Origin of the sequence: Pseudonocardia sp. McavD-2-B (assembly GCF_024124365.1) — a bacterium.
GTDB lineage: Bacteria > Actinomycetota > Actinomycetes > Mycobacteriales > Pseudonocardiaceae > Pseudonocardia > Pseudonocardia alni.
Genome location: NZ_JAMXSG010000138.1, coordinates 1 through 14979, shown reverse-complemented (window position 1 = coordinate 14979; position 14979 = coordinate 1). Strand labels below are relative to the sequence as shown.

The window sequence follows — 14979 nt, the reverse complement described above, 5'->3', positions numbered from 1 at the left end:
GGACCAGGTCCCGCACACCGCGTCCGGTGACGAGGTGCCGGGCGACCAGGCTGCCGAGCCCGCCGGTCCCGCCGGTGACGAGCACGGTGCCGTCGGTCCGCAGGGCCGGGCGCGCGTCGGATCCATCGGGCTGCTCGTGCGTCGCGGCGATCCGGGCCAGGCGCGGGGCGCGCAGCGCGCCGTCGCGCACCGCCAGCTCGGGCTCGGTGGCGAGCGCGGTCAGCGCCGCGGCCAACCCGGAGAAATCCGTGCCGGCTGCGTCCGGGTCGAGGTCGAGCAGCCCGAAGGTGCCCGGGTTCTCGTGGGACGCCGACCGGACCAGACCACGGACCGCGGCGGCCGGCAGGTCGCCGACACCGCCGTCGTCCACCGTGACGGCGCCACGGGTGACGACCACCAGCCGGGCCGTCGCGAGCTCCTCGGTGGCGAGCCACCGCTGGAGCTGCTCCAGGACCCGGACGGTGCAGGCGCGCACCTCCTCGGGCCGCCCGGTGACGCCCGGCTCGGCCGCGACCGGGAACAGCACCACGTCCGGCACCGGGTCCGTGGCCGACACGAGTGTGGCCAGGTCGTCGACCTGCACGGCGTCCGGCACCGCCCCGGCCAGCCCGAACGGGTCGGCCCCGAGGACGGCGACCACGGGAGCGGCCCCCTCCGCGGCGTCGACGACCGTCCAGTCCAGCCCGAACAGCGCGTCACGGTCGGTCCGGGCGGCACGCAGCTGTTCGGCGCCGACCTGCCGGGTGTGCAGGGCCTCGACGGTCACGACCGGCGCACCGGCCCCGTCGACGGCCCGCACCGACAGGACACCGTCCGCGCTCGGCGCGATCCGCACCCGCAGGGCTGCGGCTCCGCCGGCCATCAGCGACACCCCGGACCAGGAGAAGGGCAACGCCCCGCCGCCGGTGCCGCCGGTGCCGTCGGAAGCGAGTGCCGCCAGCAGCGACACGTGCAGTGCCGCGTCGAGCAGGGCCGGATGCAGGCCGAACCCGTCGGTGCCACCGGCGCCGTCGGGGAGCTCGACCTCGGCGAAGAGCTCCTCGCCACGGCGCCAGGCTGCGCGCAGGCCGCGGAACACCGGGCCGTAGACGAAGCCGGCGTCGGCGAAGGTGTCGTAGCAGCCCTCCGTGTCGATCTCGACGGCGTCCGGCGGCGGCCACACCGCCGCGTCCGCCCCGAGGGGGGCGGCGGGACCGGCCGGCGCCAGCGCACCGGCCGCGTGCCGGGTCCAGGCGTCCTCGCCCGCGCCCTCCGGCCGGGAGTGGATGCCGATGGCCCGGTTCCCGTCGGGGTCCGGCGCGTCGACGGTCACCTGCAGCTGCAGGGCCCCCTGCTCGGGCAGGGCCAGCGGGGCGGCCAGGGTCAGCTCCTCGACCCGGTCGCATCCGACCTGGTCACCGGCCCGGATCGCCATGTCGAGCAGCGCCGTGCCGGGGACCAGTACGTGCCCCAGCACCGTGTGGTCGACCAGCCACGGGTGCGAGCCGCGGGACAGCCGTCCGGTGAACACCACTCCCCCGCCGGACGCGAGCTCCACGGCGGCGCCGAGCAGCGGGTGCTCGGGCGCGCCGAGCCCGGCCGCGCGGACGTCGCCGTCCGCGGTCCGGGCCGCCGGCCAGAACCACTGGTGCTGGAACGCGTACGTCGGGAGGTCGACACGGGCCGGCCGGGTCCCGGTGAACAGGTCGTGCCAGCCGCCGGTGCGCCCGGCGGCGTGCAGCTGCGCCCGCGCGGTGAGCGCGGTCGTCTCCTCGTCGCGGTCGCGGCGCAGCAGGGGCACCGTGACGGCGCCCTCCGGGACGGTCTGTGCGGCCAGTGCCGACAGGACCCCGTCCGGTCCGATCTCCAGGTAGGCGGTGACGCCCGCGGCGTCCAGCGACGCGAGACCGTCGGCGAAGCGGACGGTCTCGCGGACGTGACGCACCCAGTACTCCGGATCGCACAGCTGACCCGGCCGCGCGAGCGCACCGGTCAGGTTCGACACCACAGGCACCACCGGCTCGGCATAGGTCAGCCGCTCGGCGACCGCCCGGAACCCCTCGAGCATCGGGTCCATCAGCGGCGAGTGGAACGCGTGCGACACCTGCAGCCTGGTGGTCCGCCTGCCCTGCTCGGCGAGCCGGGTCCCGACGGCCAGCACGGCGTCCTCGGTGCCGGACACCACCACCGAGGCCGGCCCGTTCACCGCCGCGATCGCGACGTCACCGGTGAGCAGCGGGGTGACCTCGTCCGCCCTCGCCTGCACCGCGATCATCGCGCCGCCGGTCGGGAGCGCCTGCATCAGACGGGCCCGCGCCGCCACGAGGCGGGCCGCGTCGGCCAGCGAGAACACCCCGGCCACGTGCGCCGCGGCGATCTCGCCGATCGAGTGCCCGGCCACCAGGTCCGGCCGCACACCCCACGACTCCACGAGCCGGTGCGCCGCGACCTCGACCGCGAAGAGCGCGGGCTGGGTCCAGCCGGTCTCGTCCAGGCGACCGGACTCCCCGTTGTCGGCAGCCCACATCACCTCGCGCAGCGTGCCGCCGTCTGCCGGCTCCAGCTCGGCGTCCAGCGCGGCGACGACCGCGTCGAACGCCTCGGCGAACACCGGGAACCGGACGTAGAGATCCCGGCCCATGCCGGGACGCTGCGAACCCTGCCCGGAGAACAGCAGGGCCGTGCGGCCGCCGTCGCTCTCCCCGGTGACCGCCGCCGGGTCGGGGCGGCCGCAGGCGACCGCGTCGAGCGCGGCGAGCGGATCGGGACCGGCCCCGGCCAGGACGACGGCGCGATGGGCGAACTCCGACCGGGTGGTCGCGAGCGCGTGGGCCACGTCGACCCGGCGCGGGCCGGGCTGCTCGGTGAGCGCGTCGCGCAGCCGCGCCGCCTGGGCGCGCACTGCCTCCGGCGACCGGCCGGACAGCACCCACGGCACCACGCGGGGTTCGGGCTCGGCAGGCTCGCCGGGCTCGGCGACGGCGACGGGCTGCTCCAGCACGATGTGGGCGTTGGTGCCGCTGATGCCGAACGACGACACACCCGCCCGGCGCGCACGGCCGGTCTCCGGCCACGGCGTCGGCTCGGTGAGCAGCGCGACCGTACCGTCGGACCAGTCCACGTGCGAGGACGGCGCGTCCACGTGCAACGTGCGCGGCACCGTCCCGTGCCGCATCGCCAGCACCATCTTGATCACACCCGCCACACCGGCCGCGGCCTGCGTGTGACCCAGGTTCGACTTCACCGAGCCCAGCAGCAGCGGCCGGTCGATGTCCCGGTCCCGCCCGTAGGTCGCGATCAGGGCCTGCGCCTCGATCGGGTCACCCAGCGTCGTGCCGGTGCCGTGCGCCTCCACCACGTCCACGTCACCCACACCCAGGCCGGCGTTCGCCAGCGCCCGGCGGATCACCCGCTGCTGCGACGGACCGTTCGGCGCGGTCAGCCCGTTCGACGCACCGTCCTGGTTCACCGCCGACCCACGCAGCACCGCCAGGATCTCGTGACCGTTCCGCAGCGCGTCGGACCGCCGCTCCAGCACCAGCATCCCGACGCCCTCGGACCAGCCGACGCCGTCGGCGGCGTCGGCGAAGGCCTTGCAGCGCCCGTCCGGGGACAGGCCCCGCTGCCGGGAGAACTCGACGAACGTGCCCGGCGTCGACATCACCGTCACGCCGCCCGCGAGGGCCAGCGTGCACTCCCCCGCCCGCAGCGCCTGCGCGGCCAGGTGCATCCCCACCAGCGACGACGAGCACGCGGTGTCGACCGTGACCGCCGGACCCTCCAGGCCCAGGGTGTAGGACACCCGGCCCGAGGCGACGCTCGGCGAGCTGCCCTGGCCCTGGAGCCCCTCGAACTCCCGGCCGCCCAGGATCGAGCCGTAGTCGCTGTACATGACCCCGGCGAACACACCGGTGGCGCTGCCACGCAGCGAGACCGGGTCGATCCCGGCCCGCTCGACCGCCTCCCAGGAGGTCTCCAGCAGCAGCCGCTGCTGGGCGTCGGTGGCCGTCGCCTCACGGGGGCTCATCCCGAAGAAACCGGCGTCGAACCCACCGGCGTCGTGCAGGAACCCACCGTGGCGGGTGGAGGAGGTGCCGATGTGGTCGGGGTCCGGGTCGTAGACCGACCCGAGATCCCAGTTCCGGTTGGTGGGGAACCCGGAGACCGCGTCGACGCCGTCGTCGAGCAGCCGCCACAGGTCCTCCGGCGAGGACACCCCGCCGGGGAACCGGCACGCCATCCCGACGACGACGACCGGGTCGTCGGCGACCGCGGCCGGGGCCGCGACGGGGGCCGGCACTACTCCGTCGGCCCCGAACAGCTCCTCGTGCAGGTGCTCGGCGAGCGCGGTGGCGGTCGGGTGGTCGAACACCAGGGTCGCGGTGAGCCGCAGGCCGGTGGCCGTGCTCAGCCGGTTCCGGAGCTCGACCGCGGTGAGCGAGTCGAACCCGAGGTCGCGCAGCGGTGCCCGCTCGTCGACCACGGCCGGGTCCGCGTGCCCCAGGACCATCGCGATCCGGGCGCGGACCAGGTCGAGGAGCTCCCGGTGGCGCGCGTCGGGCCCGAGGGCCACGAGCCGGTCCACCAGGCCGGCGACGGTCGCCGCACCGCCGGCCGCGGCGCGGCGGGTGCGGGTCCGGACCAGGCCGCGCAGGATCGCAGGGACCTCACCGGACTCCGCCAGCGCCGCGGTGTCCAGCCGCACCGGAGCGACGAGCGAGGGACCGTCGGCGGTGCCGCTCACGGCCAGGGCCGCGTCGAACAGCGACAGGCCGTCCTGCGCCGACAGCGGCGGCATCCCGGAACGGGCCAGGCGCGCGGCCTCGGCGTCGTCGAGGGTGCCGGTCATACCGCTGCCCTGCTCCCACGGCCCCCAGGCCAGCGAGAGACCGGGCAGACCCGCGGCACGGCGGTGCGCCGCGAGGGCGTCGAGGAAGGCGTTGCCCGCGGCGTAGTTCGCTTGTCCGGCGCCGCCCAGCACGCCCGCCACCGACGAGAACACGACGAACGCGTCGAGGTCCAGGTGCCGGGTCGCCTCGTGCAGGTACCAGGCCGCGTCGGCCTTCGGCGCCAGCACGGTGCCGAGCCGCTCGGCGGTGAGCGAGGCGAGCACACCGTCGTCCAGGACGCCCGCGGTGTGCACGACCGCGGTCAGCGGCCGGTCCGCGCCGGCGTCGGCGACGAGAGCGGTGACCGCGGCGGGGTCGGACACGTCGCAGACCCGCACGGACACCGAGGCGCCGCGGGCGGTGAGCTCGTCGACGAGCACGGCGCTGCCGGGGGCGTCGGCCCCGCGGCGGCTCGCGAGCACCAGGTGCCGGACCCCGTGGACCTCGACCAGATGGCGCGCGAGCTGCGCGCCGAGGCCGCCGGTCCCACCGGTGACCAGCACCGTGCCGTCCGGATTCCAGACGGCCGGGTCGCCCCCGACGGGCAGCCGGGTGAGGCGGGGGGCACGGATCTCCGCGCCGGAGAGCGTCAGCGCAGGCTCGTCGGAGCCGAGAGCCGAGGCGAGGGCGTCCGCGTCGACGGTGCCGTCACCGCCGAGATCGAGGTGGCCGACGGCGCCGGGGTGCTCGGTCTGCGCCGACCGCACCAGCCCGGCGACGGCGGCGGCCGCGAGGTCGCTGCCGTCGGTCGCACCCCGGGTCACGACGACCAGCCGGGACCCGGCGAGTGCGTCGTGCCGGAGCCATTCCTGCAGCGTCCCCAGGACCTCGGCGGTGGTCCGGTGGGTACCGGACACCGGGTCGCCGGCGCCGTCCACACCGAGGACGACCACCTCCGGGACCTCGTCGCGCGCGGCGATCACGGCGACGTCGGTGCCGGAGCCGACGGGCACACCCGCGTCCGCGAGCGGGCCGGCGAGACCGAGGGGGTCCTCGCCGAGCACCGCGACCGTGCGCGGTGCCCCGGTGGCCGCGACGGGCTGCCGGGTGACCTCGAACAGCGCGTCACCGACGCCGTGGGTCGCCGCGTCGGCGGCGACGGCCCGGGTGAGCAGCGAGTCCACGGTGACGACCGGTGCCCCGGCCGGGTCGCTCGCCCGCACCGACATCGCGTCGGCGCCGGACGGGGCGAGCCGCACCCGCAGCGCCGTGGCCCCGGAGCGGTGCAGGGACACACCCTGCCAGGAGAAGGGCAGCGCCGCCGTCCCGCCGCCACCGAGCCCGGTGAGCAGGGAGGTGTGCAACGCCGCGTCGAGCAGCGCCGGGTGCAGGCCGAACGCGTCTGCGGACCCGGCCGTCTCCTCGGGCAGCGCGACCTCGGCGAACAGCTCCTCGCCGCGGCGCCAGGCCGCACGCAGGCCGCGGAACACCGGGCCGTAGCCGAATCCGGCGTCGGCGAAGGCGTCGTAGCAGCCCTGGACCTCGACCGGCTCGGCCCCGGCGGGCGGCCATTCGGTCGTCACCTCGCCAACGGCGGGGCTCCCGGCGGTGCTGAGCGCTCCGGTCGCGTGCCGGGTCCAGGTCCCGTCGTCACCGGAGCGGGACCAGACACCCACGGTGCGGCGTCCGGCCTCGTCGGGTGCCTCGACGGCGACCTGGACCTGCACCGACCCGGAGGTGGGCAGGACCAGCGGGGCGCCGAGGGTGAGCTCGTCGACCCGGTCGCAGCCGACCTCGTCGCCGGCACGGACGGCCATCTCCAGCAGCGCGGTGCCCGGCACGACGACCCGGCCGGCGACGGTGTGGTCGGCCAGCCACGGGTGGGTGCGCAGCGACATCCGCCCGGTGAACAGGCATCCGTCGTCGGCGGCCAGGCCGACGGCGGCGCCGAGCAGCGGGTGCCCGGCCGCGCCGAGCCCGACCGCCCTCAGGTCGGCCGTCCCGCCGAGCGGCCCGGCGGGCCAGTACCGCTCCCGCTGGAAGGCGTAGGTGGGCAGCTCGACCCGGCGTCCGCCGGTGAGCAGCGCCGGCCAGTCGACGTCCGTGCCCGCGGTGTGCAGCCGGGCCAGCGCGGCGAGCGCCGCGCCCGGCTCGGGGCGGTCCTTGCGCAGCAGCGGGACGACAACGCCGTCGGCCGTCTGGCTGCTGACCAGCGCGGACAGCACGCCGTCCGGTCCGAGCTCCAGGAAGGTGCCGACGCCGGCGCCCTGCAGGGCGGTGACGCCGTCGGCGAAGCGGACGGTCTCGCGGACGTGGCGCACCCAGTACCCGGGGTCGCACAGCTCCCCCGGCCCGGCGAGCGCGCCGGTCACGTTCGACACCACCGGGATCGACGGTTCGCGGTAGGTGATCCCGGCGGCGACGGCCCCGAACTCGGAGAGCATCGGGTCCATCAGGGGCGAGTGGAACGCGTGCGACACCCGCAGCGCGGTGGCCCGGTGCCCGTCGGCGGTGAACCGGGCGGCCACCTCGCGGACGGCGTGCTCGTCGCCGGAGACGACGACCGACTCCGGGCCGTTGACCGCCGCGATCGACAGCCGGTCGGTGACGTACGGGGCCACGTCGTCCTCGGTCGCGCGGACGGCGATCATCGCGCCGCCCGCCGGGAGCGCCTGCATCAGCGACGCCCGCGCCGCGACCAGCCGCGCCGCGTCGGCCAACGAGAACACCCCGGCCACGTGCGCCGCGGCGATTTCGCCGATCGAGTGCCCGGCCAGGACGTCGGGGGTGATCCCCCACGACTCCACCAGCCGGAACAGGGCGACCTCGACCGCGAACAGCGCCGGCTGCGCCGCCCCGGTCTCGTCCAGCGGTCCCGCGTCCGAACCCCACACGACCGGACGCAGGTCCGAGCCCAGCTCGGCCTCCAGCGCGGCCATGACCGCGTCGAACGCCTCGGCGAACACCGGGAACCGGTCGTGGAGCTCACGGCCCATGCCGGGCCGCTGCGAACCCTGCCCCGAGAACAGCACCGCGGTACGGCCGCCCCGGACCGTCCCGGTGACCACGGCCGGGTCCGGGAGGTCCGCGGCGAGCGCGGTCAGCGCACGCAGGGCCTCGTCGCGGTCGGCGGCCAGGACGGCGGCGCGGTGGTCGAACAGGGTGCGGCCGGTCGCCAGGGACAGACCGACGTCGGCGGGCCGCAGTCCGGGGCGCCGTTCCAGCGCCTCGGCCAGCTTCCCGGCCTGCCCGGCCAGTGCCTCGGGCGTGCGGCCGGACAGCACCCAGGGCACGGCCCGGTCGTGGTCGGTGTCGTCGGGGGTCGCGACCGGCCCGGATGCGTCCGTGGCCGGCTGCTCCAGGATCACGTGGGCGTTGGTGCCGCTGATCCCGAACGACGACACCGCCGCCCGGCGGGCCCGCCCGGTCTCCGGCCACGCCCTCTGCTCGGTGAGCAGCGCGACCGTGCCGTCGGACCAGTCCACGTGCGACGAGGGGACACCGGCGTGCAACGTCGCCGGCAGGGTGCCGTGCCGCATCGCCTGCACCATCTTGATCACACCGGCGACACCGGCGGCGGCCTGGGTGTGGCCGATGTTCGACTTGACCGACCCGAGCAGCAGCGGCCGGTCGGTGTCGCGGTCCCGCCCGTAGGTCGCGATCAGCGCCTGGGCCTCGATCGGGTCGCCCAGGGTGGTGCCGGTGCCGTGCGCCTCGACGACGTCGACGTCGCCGGTGGACAGCCCACCGCTGGCGAGTGCCTGGCGGATCACGCGCTGCTGCGACGGGCCGTTGGGCGCGGTGAGACCGTTGGACGCACCGTCCTGGTTGACCGCCGACCCGCGCACCACGGCCAGGATCTCGTGACCGTTCCGGAGCGCGTCGGACTGCCGCTCCAGCACCAGCATGCCGGCGCCCTCGGCCCAGCCGACGCCGTCGGCGTCGTCGGAGAACGCCTTGCAGCGTCCGTCCGGGGACAGGCCGCGCTGGCGGGCGAAGTCGACGAACACGCCGGGGGTCGACATGACCGTCACGCCGCCGGCGAGTGCGAGCGAGCACTCCCCCGAGCGCAGGGCCTGCATCGCCCAGTGCATCGCGACCAGCGACGACGAGCAGGCGGTGTCGACGGTGACCGCCGGTCCCTCCAGCCCGAGGGTGTAGGACACCCGGCCCGAGGCGACGCTCGGGGAACTGCCGCTGCCCTGGAAGCCCTCGTACTCGGGCCCGGCGAGCACCGTGCCGTAGTCGCTGTACATGACGCCGGCGAACACACCGGTCGCGCTGCCGCGCAGCGAGACCGGGTCGATCCCGGCCCGCTCGACCGCCTCCCAGCTCGTCTCCAGCAGCAGCCGCTGCTGCGCGTCGGTCGCGGTGGCCTCCCGCGGGCTCATCCCGAAGAACCCGGCATCGAACTCGGCGGCGTCGTGCAGGAAGCCACCCTCGCGGGTGTAGGAGGTACCGAGGTGGTCGGCGTCGGGGTGGTAGAGGTTCTCCAGGTCCCAGCCGCGGTCGGTGGGGAACCCGGTGATCGCGTCGCCGCCCGAGGTGACCAGGGTCCACAGGTCGTCCGGGGTGGCGACACCGCCGGGGTAGCGCGACGCCATGCCGACGATGACGATCGGGTCGTCGGCGACCGCGGCGGTCCGCACCGGGGCGGCCGGGAGGTCGTCGTCGGTGCCGAACAGGTCGTCGGCGATCACGTCGACCAGCAGGTCGACGGTCGGGTGGTCGAAGACCATCGTGGCGGGCAGTCGCAGCCCGGTGACGGTGTTGAGCCGGTTGCGCAGCTCCACCGAGGTGAGCGAGTCGAAGCCGAGGTCGCGGAACGCGCGCCCGGCGTCGACGTCGGCGGCGCCCGCGTGGCCCAGGACCAGCGCGACCTGGCCGCGGACGAGGTCGAGGAGCACCTCGCGCCGCTCCTCGGGGGTGAGCGGGGCCAGGCGGTCCCGCAGCCCCGACGCGGCGGCCGAGCCGGCGACCGCGGCACGGCGGGAGCGGCCCCGGACCAGGGTCCGCAGGACCGCGGGCACCTCCCCGTGGGCGCGCAGCGCGGCCGGGTCGAGACGCATCGGCGCGAGTGCCGGTTCGCCGGTGGCCAGGGCGGCGTCGAACAGGGCGAGTCCGTGCTCGACGGTCAGTGCCGGGACCCCGGAGCGCGCGAGGCGCGCCGCCTCGGCCTCGGTCAGCTCTCCCGCCATGCCCTGCTCCCAGGGGCCCCAGGCCAGGGCGGTGCCGGGAAGCCCCTCGGTGCGGCGCCGCAGCGCCAGGGCGTCGAGGAACGCGTTGCCGGCGGCGTAGTTCGCCTGTCCCGGGTTGCCGAGCACTCCGGCGACCGAGGAGAACATCACGAACGCCGCGAGGTCGCGGTCGCGGGTCGCCTCGTGGAGGTGCCAGGCGGCGTCGACCTTCGGGCGGAGCACCGCGGCGAGCCGCTCGGGGGTCAGCGTCGCGACCAGCCCGTCGTCGAGCACGCCCGCGGCGTGGACCACCGCGCGGACCGGGTGGTCGTCGAGGAGCGCGGTGACCGCGTCGCGGTCGGACACGTCGCAGGCGACGACGGTGGCGCGTGCCCCGGCGTCGGCCAGGTCGGCGACGAGCTCGGTGGCGCCCTCGGCGTCCGGGCCGCGGCGGCTGACCAGCAGCAGCTCGCGTACGTCGTGCGCGGCCACCAGGTGGCGGGCGAGCACGGCGCCGAGACCACCGGTCCCGCCGGTCACCAGGACGGTGCCGGCGCCGAGGGCGGCGGCCGTGGTGTCGTCGGCGGGTGTCCGGCGGGCCAGGCGGGCCGCCCGCAGCTCCCCGTCGTGGGTGCGCAGCTGCGGCTCGTCGCCGCCCAGCGCCGCGGCCGGCAGCGTGGCCGCGGCGTGCGGGTCGAGGTCGAGCAGGCCGAACGCGCCGGGGTTCTCCGACTGCGCGGACCGGACCAGGCCCCACACCGCGGCCGCCGCCGGGTCGTGCCCGGTGGTGGCGCCGCGGGTGACGACCAGGAAGCGGGTCCCGGCGAAACGCTCCTGCTCCAGGCGGGCGCGGACCAGGCCGAGCACCCGGGCGGTGAGCGTGTGGGCCGCTGCGGCGGCGTCCTCGCCGCCGGGGTCCGCGGGCGCGGCGACGGGCAGCAGCACCGGGCCGGCGGGCGTTCCGGCCGGCAGGTCGTCGTGGTGCTCGACGGTCGCGCCGAGCTCGGCCAGTGCGCCGGTCAGGTCGAACGGGTCGTTCCCGACCAGGACGGCCGTGGTGGCGTCGGGGAGCGGTCCGGCATCGGGGACGGGGGTCCAGTCGAGGCCGAACAGGGCGTCCCGGACACCGGGGGCGACGTCGTCGGGAGTACCGACCGGCCGCATCTCCAGCGCCCGGACCTCGGCGACGGGTGCGCCGCCGATGTCGGTCGCGGAGACGGTGAGGGTGCCGTCGGGGTCGCGGCGCAGCCGGGTCCGCAGCGCGGACGCACCGGCGGCGGCCAGCGAGACACCGCTCCAGGCGAACGGGACGCCCGCGGCGGTGGTGCCGGCCGTGTCGCCGCCCCGGTCCTCGACCAGCCATGCGGACTGCAGGGCGGCGTCGAGCAGGGCGGGGTGCAGGCCGTAGGCCGTGGCGGTCCCGTCGGCGGGTTCGGGCAGGGCGAGCTCGGCGAACACCTCGCCGTCGCGCCGCCAGGCGGCCCGCAGGCCCTGGAAGGCCGGGCCGTAGGCGAAGCCCTCGGCCGCGCGGGCCGGGTAGAAACCGTCGAGGTCCACCGGTTCGGCGCCGGCGGGCGGCCAGATCCCGTCGAGCGGGTCCGGGACCGGCGGGAGGGCGGTGACCAGCGTGCCGGTGGCGTGCAGGGTCCACCCGGCGTCGGGGTCCGGGTCGTCGTCGGTGCCGTGAGGGCGCGAGTGGACGGTGACGGGCCTGCGGCCCGCGGCGTCGGCCGCCCCGACGCGGACCTGGGTCCGGACGGTCTCGTCGTCGGGCAGCACCAGCGGTGCGGTGAGCGTGAGCTCCTCGACGTGGTCGCAGCCGACCTCCTCACCGGCGCGCAGGACGAGCTCGACGAACGCGGTGCCGGGCAGCAGGACCCGGCCGCCGACGGCGTGGTCGGCCAGCCACGGCTGGGTGCGGGTCGAGATCCGCCCGGTGAGCACGAGGCCCTCGCCGTCGGCGAGCGCGACGACGCTGCCGGCCAGCGGGTGCCCGGTCGTCCCGGTCCCGGCCGGTGCGCCGGTCGCTCCGGACGGCCAGAAGTGCCGGTGCTGGAAGGCGTAGGTCGGCAGGTCGACGTGGTCCGGCCCGGCCGGGAGCAGGGCGGTCCAGTCGACGGGGACGCCCGTGGTGTGCAGCGTGGCGAGCGCGGTGAGGGCGGTGCGCTCCTCGTCGCGGTCGCGGCGCAGCACCGGGACCGTCACGGTCGTGTCCTCGGGCAGGGACTCGCGGGCCATCGCCGAGAGCACCCCGTCCGGACCCAGCTCCAGGAACGTGGTCGCGCCGGCCTCGGCCAGCGCCCGCACCCCGTCGCCGAAGCGGACGGCCTCGCGGACGTGCCGCACCCAGTACCCCGGGTCGCCCAGCTGACCCGGCCCCGCCAGCGCACCGGTCACGTTCGACACCACCGGCACCACCGGCTCGGCGTAGGTGAGCTGCTCGGCGACGGCTCGGAACTCCTGGAGCATCGGGTCCATCAGCGGCGAGTGGAACGCGTGCGAGACCCGCAGCGTGGTGACCGAGCGGCCCTGCGCGCGCAGCTGTTCCGCGACGGCCAGGACGGCGTCTCGTGCCCCGGCCAGCACGAGCGAGGCGGGTCCGTTGACCGCGGCGACCGCCACGTCGTCGGTCAGGTGCGGGCGCACCTGCTCCTCGGTCGCACGGACGGCGACCATCGCGCCCCCGGTCGGCAACGCCTCCATCAGCGACGCCCGCGCCGCGACCAGGCGCGCCGCGTCGGCCAGCGAGAACACCCCGGCCACGTGCGCCGCCGCGATCTCACCGATCGAGTGCCCCGCCACCAGGTCGGCCCGCACACCCCAGGACTCCACCAGCCGGTGCAGCGCGACCTCGACCGCGAACAACGAGGGCTGGGCCGTGCCGGTCTCGTCCAGCGCCGCGGCGTCGGTGCCCCACACGACCGCCCGCAGGTCACCGCCGAGCTCGGCGTCCAGCACCGCGACGACGGCGTCGAACGCCTCGGCGAACACCGGGAACCGCCCGTACAGCTCGCGGCCCATCCCGAGCCGCTGCGAACCCTGCCCGGAGAACACCACCGCGGTGCGGCCGGGCCGGGCGGTCCCGGTCACGACGGCCGGGTCGGGGGTGTCCGCGGCGAGCGCGGCCAGCGCGCGCAGGGCGTCGTCGCGGTCTCCGGCCAGGACGGCGGCCCGGTGGGCGAACCGCGACCGGCTGCTCGCCAGTGCCGACGCGACGTCGGCCGGGACGAGGCCGGACCGGTCCTGCAGGTGCGCGCGCAACCGGTCGGCCTGCCCGCGCAGCGCCTCGGGGGTCCTGCCGGACAGCACCAGCGGCGCCAGGCCGTCCCGGGCGGATGCCGGGGCGACCGCGTCGGCGGGTTCCACCGGCGACGGCTGCTCCAGCACGACGTGGGCGTTGGTGCCGCTGATGCCGAACGAGGAGATCCCGGCGCGGCGGGCACGCCCGGTCTCCGGCCACGGCGTCTGCTCGGTGAGCAGCTCGACCGCCCCGGCGTCCCAGTCGACGTGCGAGGAGGGCTCGGTGACCCCGAGGGTGCGGGGCAGCACCCCGTGCTGCATCGCCATGATCATCTTGATCACACCGGCGACACCGGCGGCGGCCTGGGTGTGGCCCATGTTGGACTTGACCGAGCCGAGCAGCAGCGGCTGCTCGCGGTCCTGTCCGTAGGTCGCGAGCAGGGCCTGGGCCTCGATCGGGTCGCCCAGGGTGGTGCCGGTGCCGTGCGCCTCGACGGCGTCGACGTCGGCGGTGGACAGCCCACCGGAGGCCAGTGCCTGCCGGATGACCCGCTGCTGGGACGGCCCGTTGGGCGCGGTGAGCCCGTTGGAGGCGCCGTCCTGGTTGACCGCCGAGCCGCGGACCACGGCGAGGATGCGGTGGCCGTGGCGGAGCGCGTCGGACTGCCGCTCCAGCAGGAGCATGCCGACGCCCTCGGACCAGCCGACGCCGTCGGCGGACTCGGAGAACGGCTTGGATCGCCCGTCGGGGGCGAGGCCGCGCTGGCGGGAGAACTCGACGAAGGTCTCGGGGCCCGCCATGACGGTGACACCGCCGGCGAGCGCCCGGTCGCACTCCCCGCCGCGCAGCGCCTGCGCGGCGAGGTGCAGGGCGACCAGCGACGACGAGCACGCCGTGTCCACCGTCATCGCCGGACCCTCGAAGCCGAACGAGTAGGAGATGCGGCCCGAGGCCACCGACAGCGCGCTGCCCTGGCCCTGGAAGCCCTCGAACTCGTCGCCGTCCAGACGGGTGCCGTAGCCCGAGTACATGACGCCGGCGAACACACCGGTCCGGCTGTCCCGCAGGCTGTGCGGGTCCAGCCCGGCGCGCTCGATCGCCTCCCACGACGACTCCAGCAGCAGCCGCTGCTGGGCGTCGGTCGCCATCGCCTCGCGCGGGCTCATCCCGAAGAAGTCCGCGTCGAAGCCGGCGGCGTCGTCGAGGAACCCGCCGGAGCGGGCGTAGGAGGTGCCGCGGTGCGCGGGATCGTCGTCGAACAGGTCGTCGAGGTCCCAGCCGCGGTCGGTCGGGAACCCGGCGATCACGTCGGTGCCCTCGTCGAGGACCCGCCACAGGTCCTCGGGCGAGCCGATCCCGCCGGGGAAGCGGCAGCTCATCCCCACGACGACGACGGGGTCGTCGGCCGTGGTGATCCCGGCGATGTCGGCGCCGGTCCCGGAGTCGCCGTCGGCGTCCGGGCCGAGGAGCCCGACGAGCAGGTGCTCGGCGAGCGCGACGACCGTCGGGTAGTCGAAGATCGCGGTGGCGGGCAGCCGCAGACCGGTGGCGGCGCCGAGCTTGTTGCGCAGCTCGACGGCGGTCAGCGAGTCGAAGCCGAGGTCGCGGAAGGCCAGCTCGGGGTCGATGCGGTCACCGCCCGCGTGCCCGAGCACGGTCGCGGCCTCACCGCGGACCAGGTCGAGCAGGGCGGCGCGCCGCTCGGCGCGGCCGAGGGCACCGAGCCGCCCGGCCAGGCCGCCGGCGTCGGCCG

1 protein-coding gene is annotated in these 14979 nt (G+C 76.5%); it reads right to left on the bottom strand.

The genetic code is table 11. The annotated features are described in order from the left end of the window. Positions 1 to 14979 (bottom strand): type I polyketide synthase (locus NH602_RS18150; protein ID WP_253068409.1); only part of this gene is annotated, 14979 nt, incomplete at both ends.